The sequence below is a fragment of the Micromonospora sp. NPDC049580 genome (assembly GCF_040675595.1).
Taxonomy (GTDB): Bacteria; Actinomycetota; Actinomycetes; order Mycobacteriales; family Micromonosporaceae; genus Micromonospora.
Window position 1 is genome coordinate 1 of record NZ_JBFAPG010000108.1, and the last position, 15,055, is coordinate 15,055.

Annotated in this window: 13 protein-coding genes and 1 pseudogene; 10 read left to right on the forward strand and 4 right to left on the reverse strand. The window is 75.1% G+C overall.

The features are described from left to right. The 5 genes from AB0J68_RS12170 to AB0J68_RS12190 all read left to right on the forward strand — a co-directional run. Positions 1-1,220 (forward strand): extracellular solute-binding protein (locus AB0J68_RS12170; RefSeq protein ID WP_363938163.1); only part of this gene is annotated, 1,220 nt, incomplete at its 5' end. Then, positions 1,217-2,986: a hypothetical protein gene (locus tag AB0J68_RS12175; protein WP_363938166.1), complete on the forward strand. Its 1,770-nt coding sequence runs from the start codon at positions 1,217-1,219 to the stop codon at positions 2,984-2,986. The genes AB0J68_RS12170 and AB0J68_RS12175, both read left to right, overlap by 4 nt. Beyond that, on the forward strand, positions 2,983-5,361 hold the full coding sequence (locus AB0J68_RS12180; protein WP_363938169.1) for a tetratricopeptide repeat protein: 2,379 nt from the start codon (positions 2,983-2,985) through the stop codon (positions 5,359-5,361). The genes AB0J68_RS12175 and AB0J68_RS12180 overlap by 4 nt, the downstream gene beginning before the upstream one ends. A gap of 72 nt (positions 5,362-5,433) precedes the next feature. Then, positions 5,434-6,057, forward strand: coding sequence for an ABC transporter ATP-binding protein (locus AB0J68_RS12185; protein ID WP_355068297.1), 624 nt, complete (start codon positions 5,434-5,436; stop codon positions 6,055-6,057). Continuing rightward, positions 6,054-7,484 carry a DUF6297 family protein gene (locus AB0J68_RS12190; protein WP_363938172.1) on the forward strand — a complete coding sequence of 477 codons (1,431 nt, stop codon included), beginning with the start codon at positions 6,054-6,056 and terminating at the stop codon, positions 7,482-7,484. Before AB0J68_RS12185 ends, AB0J68_RS12190 begins: the two co-directional genes overlap by 4 nt. Here AB0J68_RS12190 and AB0J68_RS12195 read toward each other — a convergent pair. Beyond that, positions 7,428-8,981, reverse strand: coding sequence for a PLP-dependent aminotransferase family protein (locus AB0J68_RS12195; protein WP_363938174.1), 1,554 nt, complete (start codon positions 8,979-8,981; stop codon positions 7,428-7,430). The genes AB0J68_RS12190 and AB0J68_RS12195 overlap by 57 nt on opposite strands. 62 nt (positions 8,982-9,043) lie before the next feature. Between AB0J68_RS12195 and AB0J68_RS12200 the strand changes: the two genes are divergently transcribed. Further along, positions 9,044-9,655, forward strand: coding sequence for a LysE family translocator (locus AB0J68_RS12200; RefSeq protein WP_354863030.1), 612 nt, complete (start codon positions 9,044-9,046; stop codon positions 9,653-9,655). An 8-nt stretch (positions 9,656-9,663) separates the two neighbouring features. After that, complete coding sequence (locus AB0J68_RS12205; RefSeq protein WP_354863028.1) at positions 9,664-10,404, forward strand: phenylalanine--tRNA ligase beta subunit-related protein; 741 nt, start codon at positions 9,664-9,666, stop codon at positions 10,402-10,404. A 22-nt stretch (positions 10,405-10,426) separates the two neighbouring features. On the opposite strand, the gene AB0J68_RS12210 is transcribed toward AB0J68_RS12205, so the two are convergent. The 3 genes and pseudogenes from AB0J68_RS12210 to AB0J68_RS12220 form a co-directional block, all read right to left on the reverse strand. Beyond that, positions 10,427-11,458 (reverse strand): PHB depolymerase family esterase, encoded by a 1,032-nt coding sequence (locus AB0J68_RS12210; RefSeq protein ID WP_363938177.1) that lies wholly within the window; start codon positions 11,456-11,458, stop codon positions 10,427-10,429. A 151-nt stretch (positions 11,459-11,609) separates the two neighbouring features. After that, positions 11,610-11,738: a hypothetical protein gene (locus tag AB0J68_RS12215; RefSeq protein ID WP_354863036.1), complete on the reverse strand. Its 129-nt coding sequence runs from the start codon at positions 11,736-11,738 to the stop codon at positions 11,610-11,612. 25 nt (positions 11,739-11,763) lie between these two features. Further along, positions 11,764-11,970: pseudogene (locus tag AB0J68_RS12220) on the reverse strand (MBL fold metallo-hydrolase); the annotation flags it as partial. Positions 11,971-12,012: 42 nt separating this feature from the next. On the opposite strand from AB0J68_RS12220, the gene AB0J68_RS12225 reads away from it, so the two are divergent. The 3 genes from AB0J68_RS12225 to AB0J68_RS12235 form a co-directional block, all read left to right on the forward strand. After that, positions 12,013-12,819 carry an SDR family oxidoreductase gene (locus AB0J68_RS12225; RefSeq protein WP_363938179.1) on the forward strand — a complete coding sequence of 269 codons (807 nt, stop codon included), beginning with the start codon at positions 12,013-12,015 and terminating at the stop codon, positions 12,817-12,819. Between the two features lie 225 nt (positions 12,820-13,044). Beyond that, positions 13,045-14,148 carry a DUF5919 domain-containing protein gene (locus AB0J68_RS12230; RefSeq protein ID WP_363938182.1) on the forward strand — a complete coding sequence of 368 codons (1,104 nt, stop codon included), beginning with the start codon at positions 13,045-13,047 and terminating at the stop codon, positions 14,146-14,148. Between the two features lie 77 nt (positions 14,149-14,225). Beyond that, a partial coding sequence (locus AB0J68_RS12235; protein WP_363938185.1) for a pentapeptide repeat-containing protein occupies positions 14,226-15,055 on the forward strand: 830 nt, incomplete at its 3' end.

A 15,055-nucleotide genomic window follows, 5' to 3' on the forward strand; every position in this document is an offset into this window, starting at 1 on the left:
CGGCGGCGACCGCGGCCGGGTGTACCAGCGGCGGCCGCTCGGTGCAGGTGGCGGTGGTGTGGAGCGGCAGCGAGCTGGACCGCTTCCGGGAGGTCGTGGCCACCTACCCCCACCCGGTGCGCGTGGTCAGCGCCGGCAACGACATCGACGCGTTCCTGCGCGCCCGACACCTCGCGGGCACCTCGCCGGACGTGGCGATCCTGTCGCGCCCCGGCCTGGTGACGGAGTACGCGGAGCGGGGTTGGCTGCGCCCGGTGCGCCCCTCGACCGAGTACGCGGTGCCCATCGGGCTCAGCGACCTGCTGATGACCGGCGGGCAGCGCTACGGCGTCTGGGTGAAGGCCGCGCACAAGTCACTGGTCTGGCACCTGCCCTCGATGCTGCCCGAGCAGCCGACCAGCTGGGACGAGCTGGTCTCGTTGACCCGCCGCCTCGGCGCGCTCGCCCGGCGCGGCGCCGGCCCGGCGCCGCTGGCGATCGGCGCGGCGGACGGCTGGGTGCTCACCGACTGGTTCGAGAACGTGCTGGCCGACCTCGCGCCGACCGCCTACGACGCCCTCGCCGGGCCGGACGCCGACTGGCAGGGCCGGCCGGTGCGCGACACCCTGGACCGGCTCGCCGAGCTGTGGAGCATCGACGGCGCCTTCCCCGGCGGCGGCCGGCGCGCCCTGCTCACCCAGTACGAGGAGTCGGTGATCCAGGTGGTGCGCTCCCGACGGGCGGTGATGGTCTTCGAGGCCGACTTCACCGCCGAGGTGGTCGGCCGGTTCCGGCGCGGCCCGGAGGAGCCGGTCACCTTCCGGTTCCCGAGCGCCGGTACGGGCGGCGGCGCGTTGATCGTGGGCGGGGACGTGGCGGTGGTGTTCGCCGACGCCCGGGGCGGGGTGGAGCTGGTCGAGTGGCTGACCCGGGCCGACTCGTTCCAGCCCTGGCTGCGTGCCGGCGGCTACCTGTCGCCGAACACCACCATCGCGCTCACCGACTACGCCGACCCGGTCCGTCGCCAGTTGGCCCGCGAGATGCGCGGCCCCGACACCCTGCACTTCGACCTCTCCGACCAACTGCCCGGGGCGTTCACCGGCTCCGACGGGGTGGGCATCTGGCGGATCATGCAGGACTTCTTCGCCGACGTCACCGACGGTGTCTCCGCCGGTGAGGCCGTTCGCCGGGCCACCGGGCAGCTCGCGGCGGCGGCCCGTGACGCGGGCGGTGGCCGATGAGCCAGGTCAAGGTGCTCGGCGAGCTGGCGGTGCTCGACGACGTGGGCCCGTCCCGGCGCGGCCGGGCCTACCCGGCGGCCGGGGCGACCTCCGCGCTGCTGCTGCCGGCCGCGTTGCTGCTCGGCGCGCTGGTGCTGTGGCCGGTGCTGCGCACGCTGCACGCCAGCGTCACCACCGACGGTCGCTGGGTCGGCGCGGAGCACTTCCGCGCGGCGCTCGCCGCGCCCGGCACCGGCGCGGTGGTCGGCCGGACGGTGCTGTGGGCGGTGCTGGTGCCGGCGGTGGTGACGGCGCTGGGCTACCTGTTCGCCGTGGCGTCCCGCCGTTCCCAGGAGGGCGGGCTGGTCCGTCTGATCCTGCTGGTGCCGGTGGCGTTGCCGCTGGTCGTCACCGGGGTGACCTTCCGCCTCATGTACGACCCCGACCCGACCCGGGGCCTGGCCACCCTGCTCGCGGCACGGCTGACCGGCCGGTCGGACGACAACGCGCCGCAACTGCTCGGGCCGGGCCTGGTCACGGTGGCGCTGATGTCGGCGTTCGTCTGGGCGTGGGTGGGTCTGGCCGTGCTGGTCTTCCGGGCCGCACTGGACCGGCTGCCGCCGAGCCTCGCCGACGCGGTCCGCGCCTACGGCGGCGGCCGACGACACGTCCTGTGGGACGCGCAGTGGCGACCGCTGCTGCTGCGCACCGTCGCGGTGGTCTTCGCGCTGGTGGCGCTCGGCACCAGCCGGACCTTCGACCTGATCCTCGTCATGACGCCCGGGTCGGTCCGCGACGACGCGGCGGTGCTCGCGTTGCGGGTCTGGCAGACCTCGGGCGGCACCACCACCGGGCAGGGGGCCGCGCTCGGCGTCGTCTGGCTGGTGGCGGTGGCCGCCGGCATGCTGGTGGCGGCGTTCTTCGTCCGCCAGGCGTGGCCGCCACCCCGCGTCGAGGCGACACCCGGGCCCGCCCCGACGACGCCGCCGCCGCGACGACTGTTCCGGCTGCTCGCCGCGGGCGGCGCGGTGGCCTGGCTGATCCCGCTCGTGGTGCTCGTGGCGACCTCCGCGCACGGGCAGGTGGACGCCGCCGCACGCGGCTGGTGGTCGGCTCCGCCCGGGACGGGCTCCTACGCGGCGCTGCTCGGTGGCGGCGAGCTGTGGCGGGCGCTGGGCTTCACGCTGCTGTTGGCGACCGTTGTCACCGCTTCGGTGCTGGTCGTCGCGCTGCTGGCCGCGTACCCGCTGGCGTGGCTGACCGGGCCGGCCGCGCAGGCGACCGGGCTGCTGCTGATGGCCGCCACAGTCGTCCCGGTGCAGGTGATCGCCGGGCCGGTCAACGAGGTGCTCGGCGTGGTGCTCTCCTCCGGCACCGCCCGCGGGCTGGCCCTGGTGCACGTGGCGCTGGGGGTGCCGTTCGCGGTGCTGGTGCTGCGCAACGCGTTCGCCGACCTGCCGGCCGAGCAGGTGCGGGGCGCCCGGCTGGGCGGTCGGCGCTGGTGGGGCACCCTGCACCGGCTGGCCCGGCACAACCTGCCGGCCGTGATCGCCGTCTCGGTGCTGGAGTTCGTCCAGGTCTGGAACGACCTGGCCGTGGGCCTGCTGTTCAGCGGGCCGGAGGCCACCCCGCTCGGGCTGTTCCTGGCCGGGCAGAGCCGCGGTTTCGTGTCCAACAGTGGCGTCCTGGCCGCCGGGTCGGTGCTCGCCTCGGTGCTTCCGGTGGTGCTGATGGTGCTCGCCCGACGGCAGCTCGTCGCCGGGCTGGTCTCCGGGGGCGTGCGGTGACCGGCCCCACCGGTCCCGGCCGGACGCCGCGCTGGCCGGTGCTCGTGACGATCGGCACGCTGCTCAGCGGCGTGTTCGGCAACCTGGCCAGCAACCTGCTGTCCGAGTTCGCGGCAAGTGTGCTCGGCCCGGCCAGCATCGTGGTGGCGGTCCTCGGCGGCGTCGGTTTCGTGGTGTTCGAGCTGCGCCGACGACGTGCCGTCCGGGAGACCGGCCCGGAGCCCACCGACGTCGTCACCACACCGCTGACCGACGTGCCCACCCTGCCGTACACGGCCGGGTTCGCCGGCCGCGAGGAGCACGTCCGGGCGGTGCTCGACCTGCTCGCCCGCGAGCACGCGGTGGCGGTGCTGGGCCGGCGGGCGGTGGGCACGTCCGCCTGCGCCGTCCAGGCGGCGAACCTGTGCCGGGAGGACTTCCCGGACGGGCAGTACCATTTCGACCTGCGCCGCGGTGGTCGTCCCCGCTCCGCGCGGCAGGTGCTCACCGCGCTGGCGGGCGTCCTGGGCACCGCGCCACCGACGTCGGGCCGCCCGGACGCCCTCGCGGCCGCCGCCGCCGCGCTGCGCCGCAAGCTCGACGGTCGCAAGATCCTGCTGGTGCTGGACAACGTCGACCGTCCCGAGCAGGTCCGCGCGTTGCTGCCGCCGACCGCCCGCACCTGCCGGCTGCTGCTGGCCGGCGGCCCCGCGCTCAGCGGCCTGGGCGGCGTGGTGGAGCACTGGATCGCCGAGCCCGGTCCGGACGAGGCGGTCGAGCTGTTCGCGGCGGCCGGTGGGGCCGCGCCCGCCGCCCGGATCCGCCGCGCCGACCCGCGCACCGACCCGGCGGTACGCGAGATCGTCGACCTGTGCGGGCGGCAGCCCCGCACCGTGCGGGCGCTCGGTTACCGCACCGCCCAGCACGGCTGGCGGCACTCCGACGTGCTGGACGCGCTGCGGCGTGCGGTGCGCACCCCGCCGCACCAGCGCGTCGCCGTCTCGCCGGCGGCCCAGCTCGTCACCGAACGGGACACCGCGTACCGGGCGCTGACCCGCGAGGCGCGTCGGCTGTACCGGCTGATGTCGCTGACCCCCGCCCCGGTGGACCGGCCGACCATCGCCGCGCTGGCCCGCCGCCATCCCGAGCGGGTGAGCGCGCTTCTCGATGAGTTGGCCGCCGCCGCGTTCGTGGTCGGCGCGAGCGGCGACCGGTACGAGGTCCGCCCGCTGCTCGCCGCGAACGCCCGGCTGCACCTGCGCGACGCCGAGCCGGCCCGCTCCCGGGTCGCCGCGCAGGCCCGGCTCACCCGGCACCTGGCCCGCCGGGCCGAGAGACACGCGGCCAACCTGGCCGTGCTCGGCTCCCCGCCGGACCGGGAGTGGTCGCTGCCGCTCGACGACGACCCGTACGGCTGGTTCGACCTGCACCAGGAGCTGCTGCTGGCGGTGGTCCGGGTGCCGGCCGGAGCGGCCGAGACGCTGCCCCGTCGGGTCCGCCGGTGGTGGTTCCGGTTGGCCGTGGCGCTGTGCGGGTGGCTCGCGCACGTCGAGCGGCTCGACGAGTGGGAGCAGGTCTGCCGCACGGTCCTGGCCACCCCGACCGCCGACGACCGGCCGGAGATCGCCGGGTGGGCGCACAACGAGCTGGGTGTGCTGCGCCGACGCCGGCACGACCCGCAGGGCGCGGCGGCGGCGCTCACCCTCGCGGTGGCCGAGCGCGGCCGGCGGGGCACCGCCCAGGCACGGATGAACCTCGGCCTGGCCCTGCTCGATCTCGGGCAGCTCGACGACGCGGTGGAGCACCTGGAGCTGTCCCGCCGGCACCGCTCGTCGGCGGACCGCGCCGGGCATGCCCTCACCGACCTGGGCCTGGGCGCGGCGCAACTGGCCCGGGGTGAGCTGGACAGCGCGCACCACCACCTGGTGCGGGCGGCGAACACGTTCCGGTCGGTGGGTGACGCGCGCGGCTACGCCGCGGCGCTGACCAACCTGGTGCTGGTGCACGCGACCCTCGGCGAGCACCTGGACGCGGCGCAGGCGTGGCGGGCCGCCCTGCGCGAGTACGAGTCGGTCAACGACCCGACCAGCCGCGCCGCGGCGCTGCTCAACGCCGGCGCGACGCTGCTGACCAGCACGCCGGGGCAGGCGCGGGCGGCGTACGAGCTGCTGGCCGAGAGCCGGCGGCTGCGGGCGGAGGCCCGGCCCACGGCGGGGCTGGGCCGCACCCTGCTGTACCTGGGCGACGCCGCCGCCGCGCTGGGCGACGGGGCCGAGGCGCGGCGGCTCTGGGCGGACGCGGCGACGGTGGCCGAGGAGGTCGCCGACGACCGGGCCCTGGCCGCCGCGGACGACCGCCTGGAGCAGGACGCCGACGCGCCGCCGGCCGGCCTCTGAACCGCGTGGCCCGCCGGGCCGGCGTGATGTCCATCGCTCGCGTTGGCCGGTGGCACGGGTCTGGGAGAGTGTGTGACCGTGGACGCTCTCTCGGTGCGGGGACTCAGCCGCAACTTCGGCAACCTGGTCGTGCTCGACGACGTGAGCTTCACGCTGGCGGCGGGTCGGATCGCGGTGCTGCTGGGCCCCAACGGCAGCGGCAAGACCACCCTGCTGCGGTGCGTGGTCGGCGCCGACCGTCCGGACGCCGGTGAGGTGCTGGTGCAGGGCCGCCGGGCCGACGAGACCGATCCGCAGGTGCGGGCGCTGGTCGCGGCCGCCCTGGACGACATCGACTTCTTCCCCGACCTGTCGGTGGTCGAGCACCTGGAGCTGGTCGCGTACGCCCACGGGGGCGACGCCGAGCCGGTCGAGGAGGTGCTCGCCGAGCTGGGCCTGGAGCCGGCCCGCGACCAGCTGCCGGTGACCCTGTCCAGTGGGCAGCGCCGTCGGCTGGCGCTGGCGTCGTGCTTCGTACGCCCACGACGGGTGCTGATCCTGGACGAGCCGGAGCAGCGGTTGGACGTACGCGGCCGGCAGTGGCTGGCCGATCGGCTGCGCCGGGAACGGGACGCCGGCACCGCCGTGCTGCTGGCCTCGCACGACCCGGAGCTGATCGACGCGGTGGTCGACGAGCGGATCGAGATCGGTCGGTGAGCGCCCCGCCGGCCACGATCGCCGAGACACCCGCCGGACTGCCCACCGCCCGGCAGGTGCGTGCGCACCTGCGCCGGGCCCGCCGCCGCCACCACGAGCATTCCCTCGGCGACGTGCTGGGCGACGCGTACGTCATCGTGCTCTTCGTGGGCATGTACGGCTGGTTCGCGGTCAGCGCCAGCCGCGACGTGCTGGTCTCCCCCACCGTCGGCCGCGCCGACGAGGGGGTGCGCTGGTGGCTGGCGGTCGCCGCGCTGCTGGCTGGCGCGGGGCTCGCCTGGCGGGGTCTGCGCGCGCTCGGCCCGCTGCTGGTGACCCCGGCCACGCAGAGCTGGGTGACCAGCGCCCCGGTCGACCGGCGGGCCTGGCTGGCGCCGCGCCTCGGCGTCCTGCTGGCGGGCGCGGCGGCCGGTACGGCGCTGCTCGCGGTCGCCGTGGCCGTGCTGGGCGGCGTCACCCAGCTGGGCGCCGTGGGCTGGGCCGCGGCGGCCGGCGCCGGGTGGGGCGCCGCCGCGCTCGCCCTGAGCGTCGTCGCCCAGAGCAGCCGGGCGGGCCGCCGCTGGCCGACGGTGGTCGGGGCGGCGCCGATGGTGACGGCCGCCGTCGTCGCGACAGTGGTGGTGATCGCCGGTCGCCTCGGCGACGAACTGCCCCGGCCGGCGGCGCTGCCGACCGGCGCGCTGGTCGCGGTCGGGGTGCCCCTCGCGGTCCTCGGCACGGTTCTCGCCGTGCGCGCGCTGCCCCGGGTGGACCGGGCCACGCTGACGACCGGCGCGCAGTTCGCCAACGCCGCCGCGACGGCCACGATCCTGCTCGACCCGAGCATGCTCACCAGCCTGGTGGAGAGCCGGCGGTGGCGGCGCATCGGCCGGGTCCGCAGCCGCCGCTTCCTGCCCGGCCCGGCGTGGTGGTCGCTGCTGCAGGCCGACGTACGCCGCCTGCGCCGCCACCCCAGCGCTCTGCTGATCTGGGCCGGGCTGATCGGCGTCCAGTACGCCGCCGCGCTCGCCCTGCCGGGGCTCGCCGGGGCCACTCAGGTGGTGTTCGCCTACTTCGCCACCGACCGGCTCACCGGTGGCCTGCGCGCGGTCAGTCGGTCACCCGGGCTGCGCCGGGCGCTCGGTGGCAGCGACGCGGCGCTGCGCGGAATCCACGTGGTGGTGCCGGCGGTCGGCGCGGGCGTGTGGTGGCTGCTGACCCTGCCGAGTCTGCCGACCCTCGACGCCGGACCGACCTGGCTCGCGCCGACGCTGGCGGTCGGGGTGGTGGCCGCCGCCTGGCGGGCCGGCACCCGCCCGCCGATCAACTACGGCGGCGCGACGGTCAACACGCCGTTCGGGATGGTCCCGGTCGACCTGCTGCGCCAGGGCTCACGCGGGCCGGCGCTGCTGGCCGTGCTCGTGCTCGTCCAGCTCTTCCTGGGCTGAGCGAGCCGGCCGACCGGTCGGCCGCAGCGCGGCGGCGATGGCGGCGACGCCCTCGTCGATCTCCGTCGCCGTCCGGGCCGCGTAGCCGAGCACCAGGCCGGGCCGGTGTGGCCGCTGGCAGTGCCAGGACAGGGGCTGCACCTTCACCCCGCGCGCCAGCGTCGCCGCCGCCACCTCCGTGTCCGCCACGGCGGCGTCGTCCAGGGTGATCGTCAGGTGCAGCCCGGCCGCGGCGCCGTGCACCGTGGCGGTCGGCAGGTGCCGGGCCAGGGCGGCGATCATCGCGTCCCGGCGGCGGGTGTGCCGGCGGCGCAGCAGCCGCAGGTGCCGCTCCAGCGCGCCGGAGGTCATCAGCTCCGCCAGGACCAGCTGCGGCAGCACCGCGTTGCCCAGATCGGCGTTGCGTTTGGCGGCCACCACCGCCGCCCGCAGTCGCCTCGGCACGAGCAGCCAGCCGACCCGCAGCGCCGGGGCGAGCAGTTTGGACACGCTTCCGGCGTAGCAGACCTGCTCGGGCAGCAGGCCCCGCAGCGCCGGCACCGGGGGCCGGTCGTAGCGGTGCTCGGCGTCGTAGTCGTCCTCGATGATCAGACCGCCGGCCCGCGCCCAGTCGAGGAGTTGGCGGCGCCGGTCACCGTCGAGCACCACGCCGGTCGGGAACTGGTGCGCGGGCGTGAGCAACACCGCGCGCAGGCCGCTGGCGACCAGTTCGTCGACGCGCAGCCCGGCGTCGTCCACGCTGATCGGCGGGGTGACGACCTGCCAGTTGTTCAGGTGCTGCCGTACGCCGAGCGAGCCCGGCTCCTCGACCGCGATGCGATCGATGCCGGCCGGGCGGAGCGCCTGGGTGAGGAGCCCGACCGCCTGGGACACCCCGGCCACGATGATCACGTCGACCGGGTCGACGGTGATGCCCCGGTTGCGGGCCAGCCAGGTGGCGACGGCCCCGCGCAGCGCGGGCGCGCCGCACGGGTCGCCGTAACCGAGGTCCGCCGCGGCGACACGGCGGAGCACGGCCCGTTCCGACCGCAGCCAGTCCGCGCGGGGAAAGGCGGTCAGGTCGGGTACGCCGGGAGTCAGGTCGATCGTCGCGCGGGCCGCGCGTACCGCGTCGAAGATGTCGCTGCCGGGCGTCGGTGGGAAGAGCGCGGCCGGTTCCGCCGGCGCGGCCGGGGCGGGCGGCGGCGCGGGCGGCGCCCCCGGGGCGCCGACGATCACCGTTCCGGCCCGGCCCCGGCCGGTGAGATGCCCCTCCTCGGTGAGCCGCTGGTACGCCTCGGTGACCACGCCCCGGGAGACGCCGAGGTCGGCGGCGAGCACCCGGGTGGCGGGGAGTCGAGCGCCGATCGGCACCCGCCCCTCGGCGATCGCCTGGCGTAGCCGGCCGGCGAGCCAGTCGGCACGCCCGCCGGGGGGCGCGTCGGCGACGGTGAGGTGCAGAAAATCCGACCCGGCCGTTATGGACCTCTCGGAGTCGTTCGCTTTGGCCCTGCTCACCGGACCATCTTGGCAGCAGAGTGGGCCGTAGACACCCCGCCCGACTCCGCCGGAGGACGACCGTGAGCATCCCCTTTCTGATCACCGCCCTGATCGTGGTGATCACCCCCGGCACCGGGGTGTTCTTCACCGTCTCCGCCGGACTGTCCCGGGGCGCCCGGGCCGGCGTGCTGGCCGCGTTCGCCTGCACGCTGGGCGTGGTGCCGCATCTGCTGGCGGCGTTGACCGGGCTGGCGGCGCTGTTGCAGGCGAGCGCCACGGCGTTCGAGGCCGTCCGGTACCTGGGCGTCGGCTACCTGCTCTATCTGGGCTGGTCGACGATCCGCGACCGCAGCGCCTTCGCGGCGACGAGCGACCGCCCACCCCGCTCGGCGGCCCGGGTGATCGTCTCCGGTGTGCTGGTCAACCTGCTCAACCCGAAGCCGACGCTGTTCTTCGTCGCGTTCCTCCCGCAGTTCGTGGACACCACCGCCCCGGGCTCGGCCCGGGCGATGCTCGCCTGCGGCGTGGTGTTCATGCTGCTCACCTTCGTGGTGTTCAGCGGCTACGGCATCTTCGCCGCCCGCCTGCGGGACCGGGTGCTGACCCGCCCCCGCGTCACCGACTGGCTGCGCCGGTCCGTCGCCGGCACGTTCGTCGCGCTCGGCGTGACGCTCGCCCTCACCGAACGATAGGGAGCCTGATGCAGTTCGAGCACTCGGCGCAGCTTCGCGCCGCACATCCCGACCTGGTCGCCGGCGTGGTGCACGCAACCGGGATCACCGCCACGGCCGACGTGGCGCAGCGCACGGCCGGCTACCTCGCCCTCGCCCGGAAGCGGTTGGCCGACGGCGCCGAGAGCACCTTCGGGGAGATCCAGGCGTGGCGGCGGGCGTACGCGGCCATGGGATTACGACCCACCAAGTACCGGTGCGCGGCCGAAGCCCTGCTGCGCCGGCTACGTCTGGACGGCGAACTGCCCCGCGTGCACCCGCTGGTCGATCTCTGCAACGCCGTCTCGGCGGCCTACGCCATCCCCATCGCCGTTCTCGACCTGGACCGGGTCGACGGCGACCTGGTGGTTCGGCCGGCGCACGGCGACGAGACGTACCTGAGTTTCGCCGGCGACACCGAGCACCCCGACCCGGGCGAGGTCACCTTCGTCGACTCCGTCGGGCGGGCGCACGCCCGGCGGTGGACGAACCGGCAGAGCGCGTGGTCCGCCGTACGGGCGGGCACCTCGTCGGTGCTGATCGTCGCCGAGGCGTTGCACCAGGGTGCCGAGCCGGCCGTGACCCGGCTGGTCGACACCCTGGTGGGGGAGTTGACCGACGGGTGGTCCGTCCCGGCGACAGCCGCGGTGCTCACCGCCGCCGCGCCCCGCTTCCGCACCCCGGCGGCCGGTGACGGCAACCGTCAGGCGGCGGTGCCGGGCATTCGGTGAGAGCGGCGGTGAGCCACCACCCTCAGCCGTCCAGCCGGCGGACCATGTTCATGATGGACTCCACCTGCGCGCCGCCCTTGATCGGGAAGTTGGTCGCGCCCAGGTAGCCCCACCAGTCCCAGCAGCCGTTCGGGTTGCTCAGGGCCGTGCCCGCCTGCGGGTAGAGCACGACCAGGTTGTTGGTGTCCGCGTACTGGTTGAGGTTTGCCCGGTCGACGAACGCCGTGCCCACCGACCCGTACCCCTGGGCGCAGCCGTGCAGGGCGACCAGCAGCCGACACGACTGCCCGGCGGCGCAGGCCGACGGGACATAGGCGAAGCCGTTGGCGTCCATGCTCAGCCCGTTGGCCCAGCCGTTGACCGCGAAGGTGTTCTGGTCGAAGCGCACGAGCGTGCCACCGAGAGCCGCGGTATTGGGCGCGTTCACCCCGCCGAGCAGCTTGCGCAGCAGGGCGTTCTGCGGGTCGGTGCCGCAGTCGTTGAGGAACGGCGACGCGGTGGCCGTACACCCCGACGTGCCGTACGGCGTGACCCACGAGTGACCGGCGGCCGAGCCGCTGTCGTACTGCACGCTGGCCCCGAAGTGCTGGTAGTAGCGGACCAGGTCGTCGGTGACGGACTTCTTGACGGAGGTGTCGTTGGCGCCGTGGAACACGTACACCGGGTCGCCGGAGAGGTTGCCGACCGGGTCGACCCAGCCGTACGTCGCCCAGGTCCGGGTGTACGTCTGCAGGGCGGACACGTTCGTCGGGTACAGGTTGTCACCGCAGCCGTAGAGCGCCTGGGCAACGGTGTTCTGCGAGCAGTAGTACGGGCCCGCCGCGAAGACGGCAGCGCCCCGGATCCGGGACGAGTAGGCGACGTGCAGCTGGGTCGCCATGTAGCCACCGGAGGACACACCGGCGACGTACACCCCGGAGATGTTGTAGGTGCCCAACGACCCGGAGACGGGCGACCTGGTGGCGGGAGTGGCGGCCTGGGCGGGGGCCGCGATGGTCAGGATCAGCAGCAGGACGGCGGTCAGGGCGGTGGCGGTTCGGCGCGGTGTGGTCATGAACGTTCTCCTTGGCAGCGCCGGCGGGGGCGTCGGCGTGCGCCGAAGCTACCGTGACGCAGGCCACACCCGACATGAGCCCGACCGACACGCTCGTCGATGTCGTTGTGTGCTCCGACCACCCACAGACGCGGTCCGAGGGCGCGGTCGCTCAGGCGGTGTCGCCGGGGGCGAGGTGGCGGTAGCCGGGGATGGTCTCGGCGAACCAGCCGGCGACGCTGGCCAGGCCGCGCTCGTTGAGCTGCGCGTCGTGGATCGGGTACGCGGCGGCGGCGTCCACCGCTCGGCAGCGGGGCGAGGTCGGGCAGCCGGGCGCCCTCCGGGGCATACACCGGGACGCCCAGCCCGGCCAGGCGCAGCACGTCCACGTGGTCGGTGTGTTCGTGGGTGACCAGGACGGCGTCCGCGCCGACCAGCGCCCGTGGTTCGCTCCAGGTCCCCGGGTCGACGACAAGCACCCCACCGTCGTGCTCGACGCGGACGCAGGACTGCGTGAATCGGGTGATCCGCATCCGGCGACGGTACGCCGGGCGTGACCGGGGTACTGCCCGTCCATGCCCCATCGATACGACACGTACCCCCGCATCGCCGTCGTGACCGGCGCGGACTCCGGTATCGGCAAGGCCAGCGCGGTCGCCCTGGCCGAGGCCGGCTTCGACATCGGCATCACCTGGTACGGCGATCCCGACGGCGCCGAGCGGACCGCGGCCGAGGTCCGCGCCACCGGGCGGCGGTGCGAGGTCGCCGAGGTGGACTTCACCCGCCTGCCGGACGCGGCCGCGGTGATCGACGAGCTGGCCGACCGGCTCGGCGGCATCGGGGTGCTGGTCAACAACGCCGGCACGGGCATCTCGACGCCGTTCGTCGACACCGGCTGGGACCAGTGGCGCGAGGTGCTCGCCGTGGACCTCGACGCGCCCTTCCTGTGCGCGCAGCGGGCCGCGCGACGGATGCGGGCCGCCGGCGCCGGCGGACGGATCATCAGCATCACCAGCGTGCACGAACACGCGCCCCGGGTGGGTTCCGCCGCGTACTGCGCCGCGAAGGGCGGCCTCGGGCTGCTGACCCGGGTGATGGCCCAGGAGTTGGCCGCCGACGGGATCACCGTCAACGCCGTCGCTCCGGGCGAGATCGCCACGCCGATGACCGGTCAGGAGGACGTCGACCCGTTCACCCAGGAGCGGCCCGGCGTGCCGGTGGGACGACCCGGCGACGCCCGGGAGGTGGCGGCCGTGGTCGCGCTGCTCGCCTCCCCCGCCGCCAGCTACGTCACCGGGGCGTCCTGGCCCGTCGACGGCGGCATGCTGCTGATGGGCCCGCAGGCCGCCGCGTTGACCACCGACGACTGGCGACGGGTCTGAGGGTCGTCAGCTCAGTCAGGGCGGCGAGCAGGGCCTTCTCGCGTTCGTCGTCGTCCATCCACCCCTACCCTCCGCAGTCGCCCTGCCCCGTTACCGTCACCTGAGAAGCGGTCGAGACGGCCCGGTCGGCGAACCCGTCGGTCGCGAACGGGACAGCGAGCGGCAAAGCCGGCACGTATCCTCCGCATCTCGATGATCGGCGGGGCCAGGACGGAAGGGGACCGGATGCCCGACTGGGCTGGTCGGGGCGACCGTGGCGGCCGACAACGACGTGCCTTCGGCGTCGGTGGGGCGTTGCTCGGGATCGCCCTCGTGCTGCTGCTGGCCGCCTGGCGCAGCAGCGGTTTCCTCAGCGACCTGCTGCTCAACATCGGCTCCAGCGTGGTCCTCGCGGCCATCTCGTACGTCATCTTCGACCCGCTGTTCGAGGAGGCCCGCAGGGCGCGGGTGCAGGAGCACCTGAGCTTCGACCAGCACGCCTTCGTGACCCGGCTGCACCGCTCCGGACGCCGGGTACGGATCCTCGACACCTGGACGATCCTGCTGGAGGACACGCAACGCGAGGAGGCGCTGCGGGGGGTGCGGGCGGCGCTCGCCAACGGCGCGCAGGTGCAGTTGCTCCTGCTGGACCCGGACTGCACGGCCGCGCAGCAGCGCTCGGAGGAGTTGGAGCGGCAGCGGGTGGACGTGCCGCGCCAGATCCGCACCAACCTGCGGCACCTGGCGCTGTTCCAGGACTCGCTCGACGCCCGACTGCGGCACCGGTTGCAGGTTCGGCTCTACGACGCGTCCCCGTCGATCCAGCTCTACCAGTGGGACAGCCGGGCGCTGATCTCGTTCTTCCCGATCGGGAAGCTGTCGTTCAACGTGCCCCAGCTCGAGGTCGACATGGACAGCCCCTGGGGCGGGTTCGTGCACGCCCGTTTCGAGGAGCTGTGGGAGCACGAGCAGGCGACGGTCAACCTGGAGCGGTACTGGTCGGTCGCCGTCACGCTGCGCCACGACGACTCCGACGTGGTCGAGGTGCAGGTGCCCTACGTGAGTGTGGAGGGGCAGCACTACGTCGACTGCGGTGTGTTCAAGGTGACCGGGCCGCTGACCGTGCGGGCCGTGCTGCCACCGCGCGCGCCGGGCGGCGCCCCGAAGGTGTTCGCCCTGGCCGAGCCGGTCGACGGGGACCGCACGCCGGCCGCCACCGTACACAGGCACTTCGACCAGAAGTACGGCGGCGACGGGCAGCGGGAGATCCGCCGGCTGGTGCCGCCGCCGGACGCTTCGCGTACCCCCGCTCCTCGCTCCGCGACGGCCGGCGACGCGCACGGACGGTGACCCCCGACCCACCGGGTCGGGATGAGACGCGGGACAATGGGTGTCGTCGCCTCGATCGCCAGGAGGACCGTTTCCCCGTGTCGACCCATCCCGCGCCACCGTCGCAGTCGTCGCGTCTGCGCGCCGACTGCGCGCGCTGTTTCGGGTTGTGCTGCGTGGTTCCCGCCTTCGCCGCGTCGGCCGACTTCGCCATCGACAAGCCGGCCGGACGGGCCTGCCCGAACCTGCGCCCGGACCACCGCTGCGGCATCCACACCGAGCTGCGGGAGCGGGGGTTCGCCGGGTGCACGGTCTTCGACTGCTTCGGGGCCGGGCAGCAGGTCGCCCAGGTCACCTTCGGTGGCCGGGACTGGCGGGACGCCCCGGAGACACTGCCCGCGATGGCCGAGGCGTTCACGGTGCTGCGTCCGCTGCACGAACTGCTCTGGTATCTCGGCGAGGCGGTGTCGCTGCGCCCACCGGCCGCGCTGCGCGCCGAGCTGGAGCACGCCCGCGCCGAGATCGCCGCGCTCGCCGAGAGCGACCCGGCGCGGCTGGGCACCGTGGACGTCGACGCACACCGGGCCCGCGTCAACCCGCTCCTGTCGCAGGCCAGTGACGCGGCCCGCTCCCCCGGCGGGATCGATCGGCGGGGCGCGCAACTCCTCGGGGCGGACCTGCGCCGGATGGACCTGCGCCGGGCCAACCTGCGCGGCGCGCTGCTGGTCGGCGCCGACCTGCGCGGCGTCGACCTGGGTCTGGCCGACGTCACGGGCGCCGACCTGCGCGGGGCCGACCTGCGCGGCGCGGACCTACGAGCCACCCTGTTCCTGCACCAGGCTCAGGTGGACGCCGCCAGGGCCGTCCAGTGTGCCGGCCGGGTCAGCGTCGCCGGCAGCCCGGTGCGGACGTCACCCCGGGCGGCGTC